Annotated in this window: 10 protein-coding genes; 8 read left to right on the forward strand and 2 right to left on the reverse strand. The window is 69.9% G+C overall.

Going from position 1 to position 22,457, the window contains the following annotated elements; all coding sequences use genetic code 11:
- The first annotated feature begins 43 nt into the window (after positions 1–43).
- The 3 genes from IE271_RS01480 (at position 44) to IE271_RS01490 (ending at position 10,113) form a co-directional block, all read left to right on the forward strand.
- Positions 44–1,360, forward strand: coding sequence for a serine/threonine-protein kinase (locus IE271_RS01480; RefSeq protein WP_190188238.1), 1,317 nt, complete (start codon positions 44–46; stop codon positions 1,358–1,360).
- Positions 1,361–1,495: 135 nt separating this feature from the next.
- Complete coding sequence (locus IE271_RS01485) at positions 1,496–4,579, forward strand: DEAD/DEAH box helicase (protein ID WP_190188239.1); 3,084 nt, start codon at positions 1,496–1,498, stop codon at positions 4,577–4,579.
- On the forward strand, positions 4,576–10,113 hold the full coding sequence (locus IE271_RS01490) for an Eco57I restriction-modification methylase domain-containing protein (protein WP_190188240.1): 5,538 nt from the start codon (positions 4,576–4,578) through the stop codon (positions 10,111–10,113). Before IE271_RS01485 ends, IE271_RS01490 begins: the two co-directional genes overlap by 4 nt.
- Before the next feature lie 70 nt (positions 10,114–10,183).
- Here the strand turns inward: IE271_RS01490 and IE271_RS01495 are convergent, their stop codons facing one another.
- Both IE271_RS01495 and IE271_RS01500 read right to left on the reverse strand, forming a co-directional pair.
- Complete coding sequence (locus IE271_RS01495) at positions 10,184–10,399, reverse strand: DUF397 domain-containing protein (protein ID WP_190188241.1); 216 nt, start codon at positions 10,397–10,399, stop codon at positions 10,184–10,186.
- Positions 10,396–11,283 (reverse strand): helix-turn-helix domain-containing protein, encoded by an 888-nt coding sequence (locus IE271_RS01500; protein WP_190188242.1) that lies wholly within the window; start codon positions 11,281–11,283, stop codon positions 10,396–10,398. The genes IE271_RS01495 and IE271_RS01500 overlap by 4 nt, the downstream gene beginning before the upstream one ends.
- Positions 11,284–11,434: 151 nt before the next feature.
- On the opposite strand from IE271_RS01500, the gene IE271_RS01505 reads away from it, so the two are divergent.
- The 5 genes from IE271_RS01505 to IE271_RS01525 all read left to right on the forward strand — a co-directional run bounded on the left by IE271_RS01505 (position 11,435) and on the right by IE271_RS01525 (position 22,160).
- Positions 11,435–11,962, forward strand: coding sequence for an ATP-binding protein (locus tag IE271_RS01505; RefSeq protein WP_190188243.1), 528 nt, complete (start codon positions 11,435–11,437; stop codon positions 11,960–11,962).
- Between the two features lie 79 nt (positions 11,963–12,041).
- Entirely contained in the window at positions 12,042–12,299 is a 258-nt protein-coding gene (locus IE271_RS01510) for a hypothetical protein (RefSeq protein ID WP_190188244.1), read from the forward strand.
- Positions 12,296–12,676: a PIN domain-containing protein gene (locus tag IE271_RS01515; protein WP_190188245.1), complete on the forward strand. Its 381-nt coding sequence runs from the start codon at positions 12,296–12,298 to the stop codon at positions 12,674–12,676. Before IE271_RS01510 ends, IE271_RS01515 begins: the two co-directional genes overlap by 4 nt.
- A 143-nt stretch (positions 12,677–12,819) precedes the next feature.
- Complete coding sequence (locus IE271_RS01520) at positions 12,820–19,854, forward strand: DEAD/DEAH box helicase (RefSeq protein ID WP_190188246.1); 7,035 nt, start codon at positions 12,820–12,822, stop codon at positions 19,852–19,854.
- 92 nt (positions 19,855–19,946) lie between these two features.
- Positions 19,947–22,160, forward strand: coding sequence for a UvrD-helicase domain-containing protein (locus IE271_RS01525; protein ID WP_190188247.1), 2,214 nt, complete (start codon positions 19,947–19,949; stop codon positions 22,158–22,160).
- Positions 22,161–22,457 lie beyond the last annotated feature (297 nt).

A 22,457-nucleotide genomic window follows, 5' to 3' on the forward strand; every position in this document is an offset into this window, starting at 1 on the left:
AGGTGCAAGACGTGACGTATGGGGTGGGGGTACGAGAGCGCCGATGAAGCCGCTGGACACCGCGACCGACCCGCGGGTGGTGGGCCCGTTCGAGCTGCTGGGCAAGCTCGGTCAGGGCGGCATGGGCGTCGCCTACCTGGCGCGCAGGATCCCGCTGGAGGGCTACTCGAACCAACTGGCCTCGGCGTACAACATGGTTGCGCCGGACGAGGCCGCCGAAGGCGAGGTGTCGCGCCTTGTCGTGGTCAAGATGATCCAGCCGCAGTTGCTGGAAGGCGACCCTCAGTACCGGGAGCGGTTCGGCCGGGAGATCGACGCCGTGCGGGCCGTGGTGAGCGACCGGGTGCCGGCGTTGATCGCCTTCGACGAGGTCCCGGCGGACGGCCGGCCGTGGTTTGCCATGGATTACATCAAGGGGCCGTCCCTGACCACCGTGGTGAAGGAGGCCGGCACCTTCGGCCTGGGCCCCTACGTCGCGCTCGGACTGGCTCTGGTGGACGCCCTGCGCGCGATCCACGGAGCCAACCTGCTGCACCGCGACCTCAAGCCCGACAACGTGGTCCTGGGCCCGGACGGTCCCGTCGTGCTCGACTTCGGGCTCGCCGTCCTGATCGAGCGGGCGTCCAGCGAGGCTCTGACGAAGACCGGGACCAGGATGGGAACCCGTGCCTACATGCCGTGGGAGCAGTACCGGGACGCCAAGCGCGCCAGCCGGCCCGCCGATGTCTACACGCTCGCTGCCACACTTTTCTTCGCCCTGACCGGCAGGCCGCCCTACCCCCACGGGCCGACCACCTCGGAGCCCGTGTGGGACGGGATCGAAGCACGCTTTCTGCCTCTGCTCGCCAAGACCCTGGTGAGCGTTCCGGCTCAGCGCCCCAGCCTGGACGCTGTCGAGGACAGCCTGATGACGCTGCTCAGCGACGCCGACCTGCCGCCCGAGACCGCGGCGCAACAGCTCAGGGAGCTGGTCGGGTCCGCGGAACTGGCCCCGGAGCTGCCCGCCGGAGCCCTCAGTGACGACGTCGATCCGGAGGTCCAGGAACTGGCCCGGCAGGCGATCGAGACCACCCTGCCCGAGATGGACCTGGGTTTCTTCGGCATCGTCACCACGGACGAGATCGAGCGGGCGGCAGAAGCCGCGGACCGCACCGACGGCTACACACCGACCCTTGCCGACCCGGCCCCCGGCCCGGCACCGGAACCGGAGCCCGCGCCGGCGAGCTACCGCATCCCGCCCCCGCACCCGGCGGATCAGAACCCGGAGCCGCAGCCTTCGATTCCGAAAGCGCCACCGCGCACCGCGCAGAAGGTGGCAGTCGGCCTACGGCAGCGCTACGCCCGCCGAGGAGATCTGTAAGCAACGGGCACGCTTGCCCGCTCACAGAGCACGGGGTTGAGGTGACGAGCCGTGACGGATTCACAGACGGCTCCCTCGGCCCCACTCACACAGCGCTACCCTCGACACGACCCGTACCACCTGAGAGGACCCTCCATGCCTGCCCTAGACGGCCCCCCGCCCGTCGGCTCGGTGATCGAGGTACGGGACGAGGAATGGATGGTCCGCAACCACAAGCAGGTACGTTCCGGAGAGTTTCTGGTCGAGGCGGTCGGCGCCTCCGATCTCGTCCGCGGTCAGGAGGCGAAGTTTCTCGTCCCGACCATGGACACCCCGCGCGTCCTCCTCCCCGAGAACACCGAACTCGTCGCCGACAGCTCCCCGCACTTCCGCCGCGGTCGTCTCTTCCTCGAGGCCGTCCTCCGCAAGACGCCGCTGCCCCAGCGAGAGCGGCGCCTGGCGCTCACGGACGGCTTCCTCCTCGACCGCATGGACTACCAGCTGCGCCCGGCGGCCAAGGCCCTGGCCAACCCGCTGCGCCCGCGCCTCCTGATCGGCGATGTCGTGGGCCTCGGCAAGACCCTGGAGATCGGTGTCATCCTCGGTGAGCTGATCCGGCGCGGGCGAGGCGAACGCATTCTCGTCGTCACCCCCGCCCCCGTCCTGGAACAGTTCCAGCACGAGATGTGGACCCGCTTCTCCCTCCCTCTGGTCCGCCTTGACAGTGCCGGTATCGCCCGTATCGAGCGGAAGATCCCCGCGGGCCGCAATCCGTTCACGTACTACAAGCGCGTGATCATCTCCATGGACACGCTCAAGAACCCCAGGCGCTACCGTCCGTGGCTGGAGCACATCCGCTGGGACGCGGTCGTCATCGACGAGTCCCACAACCTCATCAACCAGGGCAGCGACCGCCGCGCCCTCGCCGACCTGCTCGCCGAGAACACCGACGCGCTGATCCTGGCGAGCGCTACCCCGCACAACGGTGACATGCCCGCCTTCACCGGCCTGATCCGGCTCTTGGACCCCATGGCGATCCAGGACTCCCGCAAGCCCAAGCCGGAAGAGCTCAAGCCCCTGATGATCCGCCGCACCAAGGTCAGCGCCGAGGTCGCGGACCAGCTCTCCGGGCACTGGGCCCCGCGTGGTGGCTCCCACCCTCTGCGCTGCCGGGCGAACGCGCTGGAGGAGGAGGTCTTCCAGGAACTGGCCGACCACTGGCTGGTTCGGCCGGACAAGCACGTGGCCGCCGACGACCGGCTCTTCCCCTACGTCCTGCTCAAGTCCTTCCTCTCCTCCCACCGAGCCCTCTTCGCCACGGCCCGCAAGCGTCTCACCCAGACCGGCCACACCCTTCCCGAGCGGCACCGGATCACCGACTCCCTGCTTTCCGACATCGAGGAACGCACCGCGGAGGCCGCCAGCCTGCTGCGCCTGATGGAGCTGGCGCGCGCCATCGAACGCGCGGCGAAGGGGCCCGAGGGGATGAGCGCCACCTCCAAGCTCAAGGGGCTCGTCGACGAACTGCGCCGTATCAAGGTGCGCCCCGGCAGCCCCACCCGGGCGGTCGTCTTCTCCGAGCGCCGCGAGACCCTCGACTGGCTCGGCGAGGTGCTTCCGCCGCTGCTCGGCTGGACCGACCCCGACGACGCCAAGGCCGCGGTCAAGGTCCTGCACAGCAGCGGCGTCTCCGACCGGGTCCAGCAGGAGTACGTGGACGAGTTCGCCCGCGCCGGCGGTGACATCCGGCTGCTGCTCACCGGCGACGGCGCCTCGGAGGGCGTCAACCTGCACCGCCAGTGCCACCACCTGATCCACTGGGACCTGCCGTGGAGCCTGATCAGGGTCGAGCAGCGCAACGGCCGTATCGACCGGTACGGACAGACCCGCCCGCCCGAGTTCCGGGCGATGATCCTCCAGTCGGCGGTCGAGGGCGCGCTGGACGACACCCACATCGCCGAGAAGGTCCTCACCCGCGAGGAGCGGGTGCACGACGTCCTCGGTGCGGTCGAGGCGGCGACGAGAATGAACGACGGCGCACTGGAGGAGAAGCGCGTCATGGAGGCGCTTCTCAAGGGTGAACCGCCCCAGCAGGCCCTGGACGGCCTTCAGACCGTGTCGATGGACGACCTGGACGAGCTGGAAGCCGGGCGGACGCCCGCGGACCTGCCGCTCGCCCAGCAGCTGAACGCCGAGTTCGGCACGGGCGGCGACCCCTACGACGACGTGGAGGCCGCCTTCGACTTCGACGACGCGTTCGAGGAGGACGCGGGCTTCTCGTTCGATGACGACCCCGCGGACGAAGCCCCGGCCGTGATCCCGGACGGGGACACCGACACCGGGGAGGCCGAGGACCCGGACCGCGCCCCCCTCCGCGTCGTGGAGGAGCTGCGCCTGTTCTCGGACCGCCGCGACTACGTCCTCGCCGGACTGGAGGAGCTCGCCGATCTGGAGGCGTTCCGGCTGGACACCACCGTCGCGGGCCACGACCTCAGTTTCGACACCCCCGAGGACCTCGCCGACCGGCTCGACGTCCTGCCCACCGGCTATCTGCGCGACCACGGCATCACCCGCCGTATGAAGCTCACCTTCAGCCGGGAGGACGCCGCCGACTCCCTGCGCCGGGCCAGGGAGGACGCCGACTCCACCTCCCTGTGGCCGGACGCCCACTACGTGGGAGAACTCCACCCCGTCCTGGAGTGGATCACCGACAAGGTGCTGGTGCAGCTGGGCCGCCAGCGGGCCTACGTCATCCAGGCGGACCGGGCCCGGGTGCCGGAGCCCGTCTTCCTCACCCAGGGCGTGTGGTCCAACGAGGACGGCCGACCGACGGTCGTGGCCTGGCTGGCCGTCGACCGGCTGGACCGGCCCGGGGAGAAGCCCCGGGTCCGCGAGCTGACGAGGCCGCTCCTCGACGAGTTCGGTCTGCGCCCGGACATGCCGGACCACTTCGCCCAGGGCGACCCGGCCGCCCTCCAGCGGCTCGTCCCCGAAGCCGTGGCCGCCACCCGCCGTGAGATGGACCGGCTGCGGGCCCAGGCGGAGGAACACGTCGACGAGCCGCTGCGCAAGTACGAGGCGAAGGTCGGCCGTTGGCTGGAACAGCCACTGCCCGGCTTCACCGGCGGACGCAGCGCCCGCGAACGGGCCGCCGAGAACCTCGAAACGGCCGCGACCCGGCTGCGCACGACCGGCGACCCGATGATCCGGGTCCTGGCCGCTCTGGAGCCGAGCTCATGACCACAGGAGCCAGCGTGAAGTTCGACGCTCTGATCAACGAGGGCGAATACTTCCCGCCCTTCTACCTCGACGAGATCCTGCCCAAGCAGCTGAAGGGCGGACGGCTCAAGGAGTGGGCGGCCGAGGAGCGCCAGGGCCGCCCCACGCCCCGCCAGGGCCTGCGGGACCTGACCGGCCCCTATCTCGACGTACGGCTCACCGTGGGCGGCGAGGCGGAGAAGTTCAACTCACTGCCCGACCCGCAGGGCATCGCCGCCCAGCAGGCGGCGACCGACGCGCTGAAGGCGCACAGCGGCATGGAGGAACCACCGGCCTTCCAGCCCGGCCCCGCCGCGCGCACCTTCGGCGACGACCCCGAGGGCCAGTGGCGGGCGGGCCTGCACGCCTGGCACGTACGCGCCCTCGATGCGCTCGGCTTCGCCCCGCACCGCCCCGGGCACCTCACCGTGCACAGCGCCGCCGGCCCCGTCGCTGTGCCCGTCCTCCACAGCGAACCGGGCATCGCTGTACTCACCGGTGGCTTCGCCGACGACATCGCCGGCACGCGCGGCGACGGCTCCGCCAACCGCCTCGCCGTGCCCGTCCGCGTGGCCTCCGGTAAGACCCTGACCACGGTCACCGACCTCGCCGCCTGGCTGCTGGCCGCCGACAACGCGCCCCGCTATCTGCTGCTCCTCTTCGGCGGCGTCATGGTCCTCGCCGACCGGGAGAACTACGCGCGCGGCCGCCATCTGGCGGTCAGCCTGGAGACCGCCCTGCCCCGCAAGGGGGTCAAGGGGGCGACGGCCGGCGAACTCGACGTCATCGCGGCCCTGTTCGGCGCACCGTCCCTGCGCCCGGCCCGGGACGGCGGCGACGACGACATCGCGCGCCTGGTGGCCGAGTCCCGCGACCACTCCGTGGGCGTGACCAGCGATCTGCGCGAGGGCCTGAAAAGGTCCGTCCAGCTCATCGCCAACGAGGTCCTGGAACTCGCCGACAAGCAGGGCGTCAAGCCCGACGACCTGCCCGAGTGGCTCCCGGACGCGCTCGCCGAGCGGGACGCCCTGCCGCGCCTGCTCACCAAGGAGTCGCTGCGCTACCTCTACCGCATCCTCTTCCTGCTCTACGCCGAGGCCCGCCCCGAGCTGGGGATCCTGCCGATGAAGAGCGAGGAGTACGTCCAGGGCTACAGCGTCGCCCGCCTGCGCGAGCTGGCGGTCCAGGAGAAGCTGTCCAGCGCCTCCCGCGACCGCCACCACTTCCACGACTCCCTGGCCCTGCTGTGCGAGAAGGTCTTCACAGGTCACCCGGTGGCCGACACGATCACCTCCCGCGATGCCCTGCACGACGCCCCGGCCGAGAGCGCGGAGCTGTCCGAGGACGACGGCTACCAAGGCGTCCGCATCGAGGCCCTGAAGTCGCGGCTCTTCGACCCGAGGTCGATAAAGCTCGTCGACCAGGAGATCACCCACCCCGACGACATCGCCTCCGACGGCACGGTCGCCGACCAGCCCCGCCGCCTGGACCTGCGCCTGCGCAACAAGGTCCTGCACCAGGTGCTGCGCAATCTGACCGTCGTCGAGGGCCGGCGCGGCGGACGCGGCGGCTTCATCTCGTACGCCAACCTCAGCATCAACCATCTGGGCGCCGTGTACGAGGGTCTGATGTCGTACACCGGGTTCATCGCCGACGAGCCGCTGTACGAGGTCGCCAAGGGCGGCGACCCCAGCGGTGGTTCCTGGCTGATCCGCGCCAGCCAGGTCGCCTCGGGGCGCTACCCGGACGGTCCCGACGACAGCGTGTTCGTCAGCACGGAGATCAACCCCGAGACCGGTCGGCCCGTGCCGGTCCCGCACAAGGTCGGCTCGTACGTCTACCGTCTCGCCGGCCGTGACCGTCAGACCAGCGCCTCCTACTACACGCCCGAGTCCCTCACCCAGGCCACCGTCGAACAGACGCTGCGCTTCCGCCTCGACGAGCGGGGCGAGGTCGACCCGAAGGAGCCGGAGAAGGCGTGGGTCAACGCGGCCGACGTGCTGCGCTGGCGGGTCTGCGAACCGGCCCTCGGCTCCGGCGCGTTCCTCAACGAGGCCGTCAACCAGCTCGCCGAGCTGTACCTGCGCCTCGCCCAGCGCGAGCGGGGCGTGGAGCTCGACCCCGAGGACTACCAGCGCGAGCTGCAGAAGGTGAAGGCGTACATCGCCCTGCACAACGCGTACGGCGTCGACCTGAACGAGACGGCCGTCGAGCTCGCCGAGATCTCCCTCTGGCTGAACACCATGTACCAGGGGATGAAGGCCCCCTGGTACGGCCTCCACCTCCACCGGGGCAACTCGCTGATCGGCGCGTCCCGCAAGGTCTACCCCGGCAACCCCCTGAGCAAGGGCGGCTGGCTGACGTCCAAGGACCCGCAGAAACCGCGGCACGTGCCGCTAGGCGAGAAGCTCAGGGCCCGCGAGGTGCACCAGTTCCTGCTCCCCGCGGTGGGCTGGGGTTCCATCGGTGAGAAGGTCGGCCTGCGCACGCTGAAGAAGGGCACGCCGGAGGAGACCGTCAAGGCCGTCGTCGACGGCGACGTCGTCGACTGGCTGGAGCCGGAGCTGGTCGAGGCGCTGCGCAAGTGGCGCTCGGCGATGCGGCGCAATCCCAAGGGCGGTCCGAAGAGGACGGGGACGGCGAAGCCGAAGGTCGCCCCGACGCTGGAAGAGGTGGCCGAGAGGGACGCCGAGTCGGGGCAGGGGACGTTCGATCTCGGGCTGGAGATCTGGGAGCCGCTGTCGTTCGACTTTGCCTTGGCGGACAGTGGTGGTGCCGACCGTACCGGTCGCGGTGCTGACTCGGGCAAGGCCGCAGTTACGTCCGACGGCGATTGGGAGCCGGGGAAGACGACGCAGACAGGGCGGCTGATTAAGCTCGCCCGACGTGTCGAATACCTGTGGGGACTGGTCGTTATGCGGCTGAAGCTCTCCGAGCAAGAGATCGCGCGGCACGTGGACGTGTGGGGTGCGGCGGTTCCGCAGGACGGCCAGCGCGGTCGTGCGCCGATGGACCGGGACGCGGTCCTGGAAGCCCTGCACCGCAAGGGCAGCCCCTACTGGCGGCTCAAGCAGCTCATGGACGCGTGGTGTGCGCTGTGGTTCTGGCCGCTTGAGGAAATCGGTCTGCTCGACGGCACGGACCAGTTCGAGTACGCCCCGCACGGCGAGGACCTCACCGCGCTGCAGAAGGGCCACCCCGACCGGCGGGTCGCCCTCAAGTCCCTCGACGACTGGATCGAGTTCGCGGAGGCCGTGGTCGGGAACGAGGACGCGTTCGCGGAGGAGGGCAAGCAGGTCTCGATTGTTTCCTTCGAGGGCGTCGAAGATCTTGAGGAGCTGGACGAGAAGGAGCGTGAGCTCGACCGCAAGATGATCACGGGCCTGGCGTGGACCCGGCCGGCGGACCTCGGGCATACGTTCCCGTGGTACGGGACCGTGGAGCGGGTCGCCAGAGAGCGGGGCTTCTTCCACTGGGAGCTGGACTTCGCGCATGTTTTCGTGGAGGGCGGCTTCGACCTGATGGTGGGGAATCCGCCGTGGGTCAAGCAGGAGTGGAAGGAGAGCGGGGTCCTCGCCGAGTTCGAGCCATGGTTCGAGCTGGCCGAGAAGCCGAGCAACGAGGCCTGGGACGAGCGCAAAGCCGAGGTGATGGGGCGGCCTGGAGTCCGGTCGGCGTTCTTGGGTGAGTTGGCGGGGCATGCGGCCATGACCGGCTATTTGGCGTCGGCGGATACCTATCCGGAGCTGTTGGGGACTCAGCCGGATCTTTATCGGGCGTTCATGTTGGTGGGGTGGAGAGCCGTCGGCGAACGGGGAATCGCGGGGCTGATCCATCCGTCAACGCACCTGACGGGAGCGAAGGAAGGACAGCTTCGACGCGCGGCCTACCGGCACCTGCGGTTTCACGCTGACTTCACCAACGAGCTGCTCATTTTCGCCAATCCGGTGGGCAACAGCAGTCACTTCAGTGTCAACGTGTACGGGAAGGACAAGGAGGTCATCCACTTCCAGCACATGAGTTGGCTGTTGCATCCGAGCGTGTTGGTCAAGTCAGTTCGCCATGACGGCAAGGGCTCGCTGCCGGGTGTGAAGGACGGCGGTAAATGGGACCTGCGCCCGCACAGCAAGCGCATCGTAACGGTGGACCAGGCACGTCTCACCGAGTGGCGTGCCCTGGCGGGGGAGGAGAATCCGCCACCGATCGAGCAGGCCAAGTTGCTGTATCCGGTCACGCAGGCAGAAGAGGCGGCTATCCGGGCGCTCGCGAGGTGGCCATACCGTCTTGCCGAACTTCAACCGCGCATCAGCCGGGGCTTCGATGAGAAGAATGACCGCACTGCTGGTTACTTCACCTGGGCGCCTGGGCCAGTCGACAGTTGGCATGACGTCATACTCCAGGGCCCGTTGATCAGCGTTGCGACGCCGTACCACAAGCAGCCCCCCGAGGGTGGCTCGAAGAGCATGCGTGACTACGAGTCCTGGGACCACCTGAGCCTGGCGGAAGACGCGGTGCCACGTACGAATTACCGTCGTTCTGCCACTTGTTCGGTGAGCGACTACTATGCGGCTCTCGCTCGTCGCACTTGGACCGATGCGGAGCTGCATGGTGATTTGCGGAAGGACGAACGAGTGGCTGACGTCCTCCATGAGATCACCGACGAGGAGGACGAACGCGAGGCGCTTCTTTGGAGCTGGGCGAGTCGGCCGTACTCCCGCTTCTACCGGGTGGCCTGGCGGCGGCAGATCGCCTCAAACACGGAGCGCAGTCTCTTCGCTGCCTTGATCCCGCCTGGACCGGCGCACGTGCACATGATGCACAGTGCCGTGCTGGCCACCAGTCGGGAGACCGCACTGATGGCTGGTTTCTGGGCATCCTTGCCGCTGGACTACTTCCTGCGGGCCACCGGCCGTTCAGACCTGCAAAAGGGCGAGGCCGAGGTCATGCCCGCGCCCACCTCGGACCATCCCTTGGAGCGGGCTCTCCTCCTCCGCACCCTCCGTCTCAACTGCCAGACCAACGCCTATGCCCGACTTTGGGAGGAGCTGTACGATCCCGCCTGGCAGAAGGACACCTGGGCTGCGGGCAAGGCCTGGCCCGAAGACACGCCCCCGCTCACCCAGGGCGTCGGGCCCACCTGGACCCGTGACACCCCTCTGCGGACGGAGTTCTCTCGTCGCGCCGCCCTTGTCGAGATCGATGCCCTCGTCGCAGTATGGCTCGGCATCACTGCCGTTGAGCTGGTGGCCATGTACGACGCCAGGTTTCCCGTACTTCAGCAGTACGAGGAGAACATGTGGTTCGACGCCACGGGTCGGCGTATCGCGAAGGCACACCAGCAGCACGGGTACGGCCAGCCCAAGGACGCATGGAAGCAGCTGAGCTCAGCGGAGAACTTCCCGGAGGACTACAAGGTCCCGGACGGTTACACGGGTCCCCTCTACCGGGCCCACCGCAGGGCCGAGATGCGCGCCGCCCACGACGAGTTCAGCCGTCGCCTGCGTGAGGCGAGCTGACCGCGTGTACACACGAGAGCCCCGCCGTCCTCTGGAAGGAAGCGGCAGGGCTCTCGCGCACGTACGACTATCAGACGCGCGACTCCGACACCGCCAAGCCGACGAACCCCGCCCATGCCTCACGCGACACCGTGAGGACAGGCCCGGCGACGGCCTTGGAGTCCCGGACGAGCACGGCGGCCGTACTGGCCGCGACCTCTACGCACTGCCCACCCTCGGTTCCGCTGTAGCTGCTCTTGAACCAGGCGAGGCCGGATACGACGGTCGAGGACTCAGCGTTGTTCATAGCGCTCCCAGCAACCCTTCAATAAAATCCAGTGACTCTCGCGGGGTGAGAGCCTGTGATCGGATGATCCCATAGCGAGCGGCGGCGAGAGCCGTCTGTTCTGGGTCGGTATCCAGAGTGCTGTTCGCATGATTCTCGGCATACACGAACTTCTTGCCGTCCTTGCGGGTGACTACCGTGAACGGCCCATTCACGCCCGCGTTGTCCTCACACTCCAGTGGCATGACCTGAATCTCAACGTTGCGCTTGTGGCCGACCAACAGCAGATGCTCCAGCTGTCCCCGCAGCACTCCCTTGCCGCCGTACCGATGCCGCAAGACCGCCTCATCCATCACGAAACTCAGCAACGGCGCGAGGCGCCGGTCGAAGATGTCCTGCCGAGCCAGTCGTGCGGCCACGCGCTGTTCGACGGTGTCCTGGTCCAGAGGCGGACGGCGCATGGCGAGCAGGGATCGCATGTACTCCTCGGTCTGAAGCAGGCCGTTGATGACGTGGGCGTCGTACATGAGCAGCTCAATGCACTCCTTCTCCAACGTCGCCATCCCCTGAAAGAACACCGGATACTGCGCCCGCTCCACCTGCTCCTTCCACAGGCACAGCAATCCCTCCGCCCCCAGCACCTCATCCGCCCGGTCGATCGTCCGTGAGGACGGGATTCTCCGCCCTTGCTCGAACGACGCGATCGTCGCCGCCGAGTACCCGAGCCGCTTGCCGAACTCCGCCCGGTCGAGACCGGCCCGCAACCGCAGCGTCTTCATGGTCTGCCCGAACGCCGTGACGACGCCCTGACTGGTTTTGTCCGCCGCCCGAGGGCCGGAGCCGTCGTCGCTCGCCCACCCGTCCCCGAGACTCACGCCCGCCTCGATCTCCAGCCGTTCCGTCATCGCTGACCACCCGCCTCCCCGGCCCAACGCCCTCACAGGGAGAACCGTCACGCCACGCGCCTCGTACACGTCACCGCACCGCGCGTACACCCCGGCCGCGTCAGTGCGTCACCGCTGTTCACGCTACGCAACCAAAGGGATCGTTGGCGGCATGACGAGTGAACCCGCCAACCCCACAAGTACCTCTCGACTCAGCTCGCCCGGAGATCACTTGGCTACCAGCGCTGCCCCCGGCCCAGGTCGCACCTTCGGCATGCGCTTCACCTCCTCCCCGCGCGGCGCCCGCCTCGCCCGCCGTCTCGCAGCCGTGCGCCTCGACGCCTGGGGCATCCCCTACGGCACCCGCTCCCATGACGACCTCACGTTGATCGTCGCCGAGCTCACCGCGAACGCCGTCCAGCACGGACACGTCCCCGGCCGCGACTTCCACTTCCGCCTGGACACGGCACCCGACGGCCGTACGGTCCGGGTGGAGGTCACCGACACCCGCGCCGAGCGGCCACTGCGCCGCACCGCTCCCGCCGTACTCGCCCAAGGCCGCGCCGGCCTCGATGAGGGAAACCGCGGCCTGCTCCTCGTGTCCCGCCTGGCCGTCCGCTGGGACTGGCAGCCCCGCCCCGACGGGCCGGGTAAGACGGTCTGGGCGGAATACCTGCTGGACGCCACCGTGCTCTCCTGAACGCTCGACGGGTACGTACCCGTACCCATATCCTTGTGGAGGCGAGCGCGATCCCGTAACTCGTACAAGGAGACCCCGCATGTCCGACGCCAACATCCGCATCCCCGTCGAAGCCCGCGACAGGCTGGCCCGGATAGCGTCCTCCGAGGGACTGTCCCTGCGCGGTTACCTCGCCCACCTCGCGGAAACGCTCCTCACCCCGGAGGAGCGCACAGCTCGTGCGGAGCAGGCGCGTGCCGCCCTGCGGGAGTGGAACGGGTACGACCCGAGCGCCACCGAACAGGCGGCTCTCGACGCCGAGCTGGACCGGCGCCTCGGCGAGGCGGGGGTACGGTGACCGAGGCTCTGCACATCGTCCTCGACGAGACGGCGATGATCGCGGCCGGGAAGGGCAACGTGCTCGCGTCCCGGCTGATCCACCGAGCGCATGCCGAGGCGGGCTGGTTCCTCTATGCCCCGGCCTGCGCCCTGGTCGAGGCGGACCGGGTACGGCCCGGCACCGCGGAGCACCTCGCCGCACTCCCCGGGATCACGGTGCTCGATCTGGACCTACCCGCCGCGCTCGCTGTGGCGCAGGAGACGTCGTGGGGTTCCGCCCACACGAGATACGCCGCCGAGCCCACGGCGGAACGGCCGAGCGGGGCGGTGATCGCCACCGCCGCCCCCGAGGTCTGGGAGGGACAGCCCGTACGAGTCATCGACCTCGGTCCTTGAGCCTCCCATGACCTGTTGAAGGCCTCCCGTCCACCGATCCCGCCGAACGCGGCGGTGTTGTCGGACCTCCGCCGTAGAGTGGAACGTGATCGATTCTGATCGGTCGACGGGACGGGAACGGAAGACGGGGGCCACAGCGCGTCATGAGACCCACACTGGCCGCGCAGACACTGCGCGACACCACGGTCGAGTACCTGACCACGACCTTCGCGCTGGCCGAGCCCGACACCCAGGACGCCCTGGAGGCCTTCCTCACCGACCCGGCGGACGGCCTCTTCCGGGGGCCGTACCTGCGCCTGCGGCGGCCCTTCCGGCCCGCGGCAGACGGCTGGCAGCAGCACCTGGACTGGTATCCGGCCGACTTCCCGGTGCCGTACGCGCACCAGGCCGAGGCGTTCGCCCGGCTGACGAGCAAGGACGGGCACCGGCCGCAGCCGACCCTGGTCACCACCGGCACGGGATCCGGCAAGACCGAGTCCTTCCTCATTCCCGTCCTCGATCACTGCCGGCGGGCGAAGGCGGCCGGGCGGTTCGGAGTCAAGGCCGTCCTGCTGTACCCGATGAACGCGCTCGCCGGCGACCAGGCGGACCGGCTCGGCGACCTGCTCGACAAGGACCCCCGGCTGAGCGAGGTCACGGCGGGGCTGTACATCGGCGAGGCGTCCGCGCGGGGCAGCTCGCCGTACGGGCGCGTGGAGGTGGACCGCGCCGAGATACGCCGCAACCCGCCGGACATCCTCATCACCAACTACAAGATGCTCGACCTGCTGCTCCAGCGGCAGCAGGACGCCCCGCTGTGGCGGGACGCCGACCTCGCGTACGTCGTCATCGACGAGTTCCACACGTACGACGGCGCCCAGGGCACGGACGTCGCCATGCTGCTGCGACGCCTCGCGGCCGTCGTGGGCGCCGCCGAGAAGGGGCGGCCGCTCGGGTCCATCTGCCCCGTGGCGACCTCCGCGACCCTCGGGTCGGGCAGCTCGGTCGGCGGCACCCGGGCCATGCTGGGCGTGGCCTCGCAGGTGTTCGGGACGCGGTTCCCGGACGACGCGGTGGTGGGGGAGGACCGGCGGGACCTCGAGGAGTTCCTGTCCCCGGTCGACCACTCGCTGCCGCTGCCGAGCCCGCAGGAACTGGTCGGCCTGCCCGACCCGGCGCGGTCCCCCGACGGGCTGGACGCCGTCGCCCGTGCCACCGTCGACTGCGACACATCGGATCCGCGCGAGCTGGGGCGACGGCTGCTGGCCCACCCCTATACCCATGCGCTGCTGCGGGCGAAGGACGGTCCGCTGACCGCCGCCGAGGCGCTGGAGGCGTTCCCGGACGCGTCCGCCTGGCGAGCCGTGGCCGTACAGGACCCGCAGACCGCCGCCGCCGCTCTCGCCAGGTTCGTGGCGCTCGTCTCCGTGGCCCGCGAGCCGAAGTCACCGGACGGGAAGGACCGGCCGCTGCTGCTGGTGGAGACCCATCTGTGGTTGCGCGCGCTCTCCCGCGTGCTGCGGTTCGTCGCGCCCGAGCCGGTCTTCTCCTGGGCGGACACCGAGCAAGCCGCACTCGCCGAGGGCAACCGTGCCGGGCAGGACCGTGCCGACGCAGAGCAGCACGCCGTGGCCGTGGCCGCGCAGACCGAGCGGCGGCGGCGTGTGCAGCGCTCCGGGCGGCTGCCCGCGGCCTACTGCCGCCACTGCGGGCGCTCCGGCTGGGCGGCGATCTGCCCCGACCGCAATCCGCAGAACCTGGTGCACGATCCGGACGAGATCTACCGTGCCAGCGTCGCCCGCGGCGCTGCAAAGGGCCGGGTGCGGGCGATGATCGCCGCCACCCCGGCCGAGGCGGCGGAACAGGCCCGGGCCACGCTGGCCCGCCGGGCCGCCCGACGCGCCCGCCGGGGCGCCGCGCACGACGCGACGCTGCTGGTCCTGGAGGACAACGGCAGGGCCCTGCGGCGACTCGACCCCGACGAGGTCCTGCGCGCCGACGACAGCATCGCGCCGGCGCCCGAGAACGGCGTGTACGTGTGGACCTGGTTCGACAACCAGGAACAGAGCGAGTACGCCCAGCAGGACCGCTGCCCGGCCTGCGGGCAGTCCCAGGGCATCCGCTTCCTCGGTGCCGGTGTCGCCCCGCTCGCCTCGGTGGTCGTCACCCAGCTGTTCACCGGCAAGGAGCTGCCCGACCGGGACGAGCAGCAGCGGGACCGCCGCAAGACGCTGATCTTCAACGACTCCGTGCAGGACGCGGCCCACCGCGCCGGCTTCGTCGCCAGCCGCTCATGGAAGTTCTCCCTGCGTTCCCTCATCCATGAGCAGCTGTCCGCACGCATGCGGGACAACGAGGCGTTCACGGCCGACGGTGTCCCGCTGAACGAGCTGATCTCCTCCCTGGTGAGCCGGGCCGCTGTCCCCGAGGAGCGGCTGCTCGCCTCCGTCGTACCGCCCGACCTGCACGACATGGACCCGGTCAAGCGCCTCCTCGCGGGGCGCAAACGCATCCCGGAGTCGACCTGGGAGCTGGTCGGTGAGCGCCTCGCCTTCAACACCCTCCTCGAATTCGGCCTGCACTCGCGCCTGGGCCGCACACTGGAACTCACCCGCACGGTCGCGGCCGAGGTGCATCTGCCCAACCCGAGGGCCGCTGCCGAGGCAGCCGAGGCCCTCTTCGAGGTCCAGCTGGGGAAGGCGCTGCCGGGGACCGCGGACGCGGATGCCGGAACACCGGGCGTCGTCCTTCCGGAGAAGAACAGCCCGGAGCGCCTGCGCTACTTCGAGGGCTACGTGCGCGGACTGCTGGAACACCTCCGGCAGACCGGTGGCATCCACCATGTCTGGCTGGACACGTTCATAGACGAGGAAGGCCGCGGCCGTTACCCGCACCTCACCACCCTCCGCGCTCCCGGCATGCCAGCCTTCGGCGGCAACTCCGAAGCCCCCGCCTTCGTCCTCGCCGGAGCCCGCAGCGGGCGCACCGACTTCGAGCGGGCCGACAGCCGGGACAGCTGGTACGTGGACTTCACCCAGCGGTGCCTCGGCCTGGACCGGGACGCGGCACAGGAGTATGTGCCGGTCCTGCTGCGGGAACTGTCCCGCGAGAACATCGGCGCACTGGCCCGGCGGCGGACCAATCAGGCGGACAGGTCGGACACCGCCGGGGTCTACGGACTGACCCCCGGGCACATCCGGGTGCGCCCGCTGGACGACGAGCAGACCGCGCGCGCCGCCCTCACCTGCCCCGAGTGCGGCTGGACCCAGACCGTGCCGCCGGAGCGGGCCGCGGTCTGGCAGGGCACACGCTGTCCGCTGAAGCGCTGCGAGGGCACCCTCACCCGCCCCTCACCGGACGTGGGCGGGCGCGCCACCCGCGACTACCGCTCCGACTACTACCGGCGTCTGTACCGGGAGACCGAGCCGTACAGCGTGGTCGCCGCCGAACACACCGGCGTTCTCACCCGCAAGGAGCGGGAGCAGGTGGAGAAGGGCTTCCGGCGCGGTGTCCTGCACACCGACCCCAACGTCCTGTCCTGCACACCGACCCTGGAACTCGGTATCGACATCGGACAGCTGGAGGCCGTCATCCTCGCCTCCCTGCCGCCGTCCACGGCCGGCTACGTCCAGCGGGTCGGCCGCGCGGGGCGCTCCACCGGCAACGCGTTCATGGTCACGCTGGCCGACACCAGCCCCCGCGCGCTGTACCACCTCGCCGAACCGAAGAACCTCATCGCCGGTCCCATCCTGCCGCCCGGCTGCTTCCTGTCGGCCGGTGAGCTGCTCTGCCGCCAGTACACCGCCTACCTGATCGACCGGGCGGCCCGTGGCGCACTGGAAGGGGTGCCGCCCCTGCCGGACAGAGTGACCCAGCTGGTGGGCCGCACCGGCTGGTTGAAGGTGTTCCGGGACGCCACGAAGGGACGCCTCGACCTCGCGGACACCTTCCTGGACCTGTTCCCCCAGATCGAGGGCGTGCCCGGCTCCGGAGCCTCGTCCGACGCGCGGAAGACGCTCCGGCGCTACGCGGCCGAGAAGCTGGCCGAGCGGCTGGACGACGCCCGGAAGGCATGGGAGGCCGAACGGGCCGAACTCGCCCGGCGCCGCGCTCTGATCAACGACGCGGCCGACTCACTCCAGGAGCCCGTGCAGGACGAGGCACGCGAGCGGCGCAATCTCATCCGCGAGGCGAAGGGCGTGTCCCAGCTCCTGCAGAAGATGAGCCAGGCGGACGCCCAGAGCTTCCTCGTCGAACACGGTCTGCTGCCCAACTACAGCCTTGTCGAGGACGGCGTCCGGCTGGAGGCCCAGCTCACCTACAAGGAGCCACCGCGCAAGGCCCGTACGCCGGATGCGGCCCAGGCGGACGGGACGGAGAAGCCGAAGGTCCGCTGGAACAACGAGCCCCGCGTCTACGACCGGCCCGCCGAAGCCGCGCTCACCGAACTCGCCCCGGGCAACGCCTACTACGTCCGCGGCTACCGCCATGTCGTCGACGGCTTCGAACTGGGCCCCACACGGAAGGACTCCGCCGACGGCATGCCGGTGGGGCTCCGCACCTGGCGGGTGTGCAAGGAGTGCGGTCACGTACGCACCGGTGAGGGCGCCGCGCAGGACACCTCGCCCTGCCCGCGCTGCGGCGGCCCCGGCATCGGCGGACGGAACGCCCTGCACCGGGTCGTCGTGCCCCGTAAGGTCACCGCCCATGACAAGCGGGACGATGCACGAATCGTCGACGACCACGACAGCCGCAACCAGACCCCGTACACCACCGTCACCGCCGTCGACATCGCCCCCGGCAACATCAAGAAGAGCTGGCGGCACCACAAGGCCACCTTCGGCGTGGACCACGTCCGCGAGGCGGTCATCCGCCGCTTCAACCTGGGCAGGCGGCGGCACGGCAGGCCGAACGGCACCTACTTCGCCGGTACCGAGGTTGCTGCCATCACCGGCTTCACCGTCTGCCCGCGCTGCGGCGGCGCCACCGACCGCGAGCCCGGCCGCGCCCCGGTCCAGGAGTCGCTGAGCCAGTCCCTGCTCGGCCGGCCCGAACTGGCCCACCACCGTCCTTGGTGCCCCACCCGGCGCCGCGACAAGCAGGCCGAGCCGGAGGACATCCCGGTCATCACGGCCACCGAGCACCGCACAGAGGCCCTGCGTATCCTGCTGCCTGCCGCCACGCTGAACGTGCCGGAACGCCTCGCCTCCTTCGCCGCCTCCCTTCACCTCGGCCTCGCGCTGCGCTACGGCGGCGACCCGGCGCACATCCGCTCCGCACCCGCCACCGAACCCGACCGGGAGACCGAGCTCACCCGCAACTACCTCGTCCTGTACGACGCCCTGCCCGGCGGCACCGGCTATCTCCAGCGCCTCGTCGAGCGCGACGGCGAGGAGGTCAGGCTGGTCCTCGCCGAAGCGCAGCGGGCGCTGCGGGAGTGCCCGTGCCGGGACACCGCACGGCGCGCCTGTCATCGCTGCCTGCTCGGCTATGCCCCGGAGCGGGAGTATCCCTTCCTCGACCGGCAGGAAGCCCTGTGGATGCTGGACAATCTGCTGGGCGCCGACGGCCGCAGTGGGTGGGACTTCCACAAGGAGGACAAGGACGCGGCCGATGCCCGACTCCGTTTCGCCGAGCAGGCGGAGAGCGATCTCGAACGCCGCTTCATCGAATGCCTGGACCGCTGGCTCGCGAGCCAGGACAACGGCGCTGCGGCGGACCACGCCTCGACGCCCACTGGCCGACCCGGCAAACAGTTCACGCTGACCAGGCCGGACGGCAGCCAGGTCCGCTGGGAGGTGGTGGCCCAGAAGGACCTGCACGGCTACCGCACCCGCCCGGACCTGCTGTTCCGACCGGTCGCTGGAGACAGGACGAGTGACGGGGCGGCCCCGCTCCCGGTCGCCGTCTACCTGGACGGCTACCGTTGGCACGCCTCCTCCCACGCCAACCGGATCGCCTCCGACGCAGCCAAGCGCGCCCGGCTGCGCGCCGACGGGATACTCGTCTGGCAGATCACCTGGGACGACGTCGTCGTCTGGGACCGTGCTCTGAAGGGCGCGGGGACACCGGGCCCCGATGCCCCCGCCGACCCGCTCGCCGCCGTCATCGCGGGCGACGCGGCCGATGCTGCCTGGCCGCCGTACGATGTGACGTCGGTCGGTGGTCCTGGCGCGATGGTGCGCGAGCAGTGGCGCAAAGCACGGCGCGATCCCGCCGACGTGGACCGGCTGCTGTTCGCCGGTGCCGTACCCGCCCTGCTCGGTTTCCTGCGCGATCCCCATCCGGGCAAGTGGCAGCAGCTCGCCCAGCTCGCGGTGAGCGTGCCCGCCGTGCTGCGCAGGCGGGAACTGGTCGACGCGGACCCGGCCTCGGCGGTGCCGTGGATCGAGGCGGCCCTCCGCGGTGACACCGTTCCTCCGACCTCGGGTCAGGGGTTGAAGCTGCTTGCCTTCCGGGACGATTCGGGGCTGCCGCTGGTCGCGGTCGGGGCGCGACGGGCCGACGGCAAGGCGTGGCGGTGGAGTGCCCTCGCCGTGCTCGACGACCGGCCGGAAGCCGTCGCCGGGGACCGGGCCGAGCATCGCCGGCGCTGGAAGGCGTGGCTGTGCTGGGGGAACATCATCCAGTTCCTCGACCCGGCGGGGGCGGGGCTGGCCGACGGGCTGGCGCTCGCCCGCACCACGCTGGACCACTTCGATGCCGGACTGCTCGCGGTGACCGCGGGGCCGGTGAGCGGGTTGCTCGCGGCAGTGAGGAACGAGGCCCCGGGCACGGGACTGGTTCTACCGGACGACGAGCCTGAGCCGATCGCCGCCACGCCCCCCGAGCTGGTGGAGAACCGGCCTGCCGTTGGGGTGGCCCGTGAGGACATGACTCCGGTGGAGCGCACCACATGGGAGCTGCTCCTGGGAGAACTGACCAAGTGGGGCGACCCGGAGGTCGCCGCCCTGGCCGCGCGGCTGGCAGCGCTGGGTGATGCCCCACCGGGCAGGGCGAGTTGGGACGTCGACGGCCTGCCTCGCACGGTCGAGCTGGCCTGGCCCGGACCTAAGATCGGCATCGTCCTGGCGGAGGACGCCGAGGACACCGAGTACATGGCGCAGTGCGCGGTGGCCGGGTGGCAGGTGCGTGCACCGGACGCCTGGGACGTGGAGGAACTCGCCCGCATGCTGGGTGAGGAGGGGGGCGTGCGATGAGACACGGGGCGGGGCGTCCGGCCGGGCGTGGCAGAACACGGGTCCAGGTGAACCGGCAGGCGCACGCGGACGCGGAACGCCGAGGCCCGGCCGTGGCGGAGGCCGTCACCGATCTCGTCCAACGCCTGCGCGCCGACCGGAACAACCGCGCCCTGCGGCTGTCGTTCCTGCGGGAGGCCGGGGACAACGGGGACTTGCATGTCGCGCGCGCCGACAGCCATTGCATGGTGCTGCTGCTGTCGACGGACGGCGGGGACGAGATGCGGGTCCTGGCGGTGCGAGACGGGGCACGAGCCCGTGACGAACTCGCGCGGCTCACTGTGGAGATCAACCCGGTCTCGGGCGGGGTCGAAGTCGTCGACCAGAGCGAGGTCAGCGCCAACGTCGTCGCTCTCACCGAGCGGGCCACCCCGCTCTTCGCCAGGTACGGTCACCGCACCCTCGTCGACCTCGGTGTCGTCCCCTCCCTGCTGTCGGCACTCGACAAGGTCACCACCGACGAGCAGCTGGACGAGCTGCTCACTCACAACCTTCCCGAACTGACCCGCGACGTCCTCCTCGCCCTGCGCGACCGTATGGACCCGGAGGACGTACGGCGGCACATCACGGACCAGTGGCGCGCGGACGAGGAGGTTAACACCGACGACTGGGCGCGGGCGGCCAAACGTGCCGTGTCCCAGGCGGAAACCGACGACGATGCCGTTCTCGACGCGCTGGGCAGGAGCTTCGACGCCTGGCGACTGTTCCTCCACCCCGAGCAACACCGCATCGCCTCAACGAACTTCAAGGGGTCGGCGAAGGTGACCGGCGGCCCCGGCACCGGCAAGACGGTCGTCGCCCTGCATCGCGTCCGCCACCTCGTCGACAGACTGCCACCCGGGCACACGCGTCCGGTACTGCTCACCACCTACAACACCAACCTCGCCCTCGATCTGAAGGAGAGACTGCGTCAGCTGGGCGAGGACCTCTTGCGCCGGGTCGACATCAAGTCCGTCGACGCGCTCGCCCGCGAGGTCGTCCAGGAGTCCAGCTTGAACGTGGGCCTGCCCCTGGACGACGACGCTGCCATGGACCTGTGGCACACCGTGCGTACCGAGACGGACCTGCTGCAGTACGAAGCGGACTTCCTCGACGCCGAGTTCAAGCACGTGATCCTCGCCCACCGATGCGGTTCCTGGGATTTCTACCGGCGTGTCACCCGTGCGGGACGCCCGCGCATCAGCACCGGCCAGCGCCACGACGTGTGGCAACTCGTACAGGCTTACCGGGCCCAGTTGGACGCCGAGCGGCGAACCACGTACGCGCTCATCGCCGACCAGGCGGCCGGACTCGAGCAGCACCGCATGGCTCGTGTTGAGGAGCAGGCCCGCTACAAGGACGAGCACGGCGGCCTGGACCTCGTCCACCGGGAGGCGGGCAGCGGGATGTGGCTCAAGCCCCGCTATCAGCACATCGTGGTCGACGAGGCGCAGGACCTGTCCGCCTCGCACTGGCGGATGCTGCGTGCGATGGTCCGCAAAGGCCCCAACGACATCTTCTTGGCCGGGGACGCCCATCAGCGCATCTACGGCAGCCGCGTCGTCCTCAGCCACCACGGCATCGAGATCCGCGGCCGCGCCTCACGCCGTCTCACTCTCAACTACCGCACCACCCGGCAGATCCTGGGCAGCGCCAACCGTCTCATCGAGGGTGAGTCCTTCGACGACCTGGACACAGGCAGTGACACCCTCGACGGCTACCGATCCGTACTGACCGGTCTCGCACCCCAGTTCTGGCGTGCTCCGGACCGGCGGACCGAGATGCGAGCTGTCGCCACCCTCATCAGAGAGCGTCACGACACGTACGGCACGCTGTACTCGGCGATGGCTGTCGCCGTTCCGGACGGTGCTTCGGCCCAGGAGTTCGCCAACGTCTTCGTCAGCGAGTTCCGCTTGCCGGTCGTGGAACTCGGCAAGGACGGTGTCCGGTCGGACATCGATGCGGTTCGTATCGGCACCATGTACCGCTTCAAGGGACTGGAGTTCCAGCGTGTGTTCCTGACCTCGGTCGGCGAGGGGCAGGTGCCACACCAGCGCATCGAGCAGTACAAGCTCGCGAACGCGGACCGCTACCGGCAAGAGGAGCAGCGAGCCCGTTCCCTGGTGTTCGTCGCAGCCACACGGGCCCGGGATGAGCTCATCGTCACCTGGAGCGGCAAGGCCAGCCGTTTTCTCCCGCCAAACGCCGACGAGACCGCTTACCGCAGCACTGATCTGCTTAGACCAGATGAACCGCCATCCGGATCTTCAGGGTCCACCGCTGCCTGAGCTGGCCTGGTGCCTATCGGGGCTCTCAAGGATGGCTGTCGTGGACACCTTTTTGGCCACCTGGCTCCACCGGGAGCAGGCGTCCCCATGGCAGCCCGCGCGAAAGCGGCAGTCGTGCTATCAGAGCTGTGAGATGTCGATCACATGGCCGCGGCCCTGCCACGAAACCGCTTTCAGCCGCCGATGTGGCGCACTGGAGCCTGTCCTCGTCACAGACATTTTCCTGTTTACGGTCAGCGACAGCCTCAACCCGGGTCGATCCAGAGTCGAACCAGGGTTTTCCTCTAACTACCTCCG

The sequence above is a fragment of the Streptomyces minutiscleroticus genome (genome assembly GCF_014650875.1).
Classification (GTDB): domain Bacteria; phylum Actinomycetota; class Actinomycetes; order Streptomycetales; family Streptomycetaceae; genus Streptomyces; species Streptomyces minutiscleroticus.

Bases quoted from the DNA above. Each gene is read 5' to 3' on its own strand.
- IE271_RS01480 (WP_190188238.1), top strand. From the start codon at position 44: ATGAAGCCGCTGGACACCGCGACCGACCCGCGGGTGGTGGGCCCGTTC.
- IE271_RS01505 (WP_190188243.1), top strand. From the start codon at position 11,435: ATGACGAGTGAACCCGCCAACCCCACAAGTACCTCTCGACTCAGCTCG.
- IE271_RS01520 (WP_190188246.1), top strand. From the start codon at position 12,820: ATGAGACCCACACTGGCCGCGCAGACACTGCGCGACACCACGGTCGAG.
- IE271_RS01510 (WP_190188244.1), top strand. From the start codon at position 12,042: ATGTCCGACGCCAACATCCGCATCCCCGTCGAAGCCCGCGACAGGCTG.
- IE271_RS01485 (WP_190188239.1), top strand. From the start codon at position 1,496: ATGCCTGCCCTAGACGGCCCCCCGCCCGTCGGCTCGGTGATCGAGGTA.
- IE271_RS01490 (WP_190188240.1), top strand. From the start codon at position 4,576: ATGACCACAGGAGCCAGCGTGAAGTTCGACGCTCTGATCAACGAGGGC.
- IE271_RS01495 (WP_190188241.1), bottom strand. From the start codon at position 10,399: ATGAACAACGCTGAGTCCTCGACCGTCGTATCCGGCCTCGCCTGGTTC.
- IE271_RS01500 (WP_190188242.1), bottom strand. From the start codon at position 11,283: ATGACGGAACGGCTGGAGATCGAGGCGGGCGTGAGTCTCGGGGACGGG.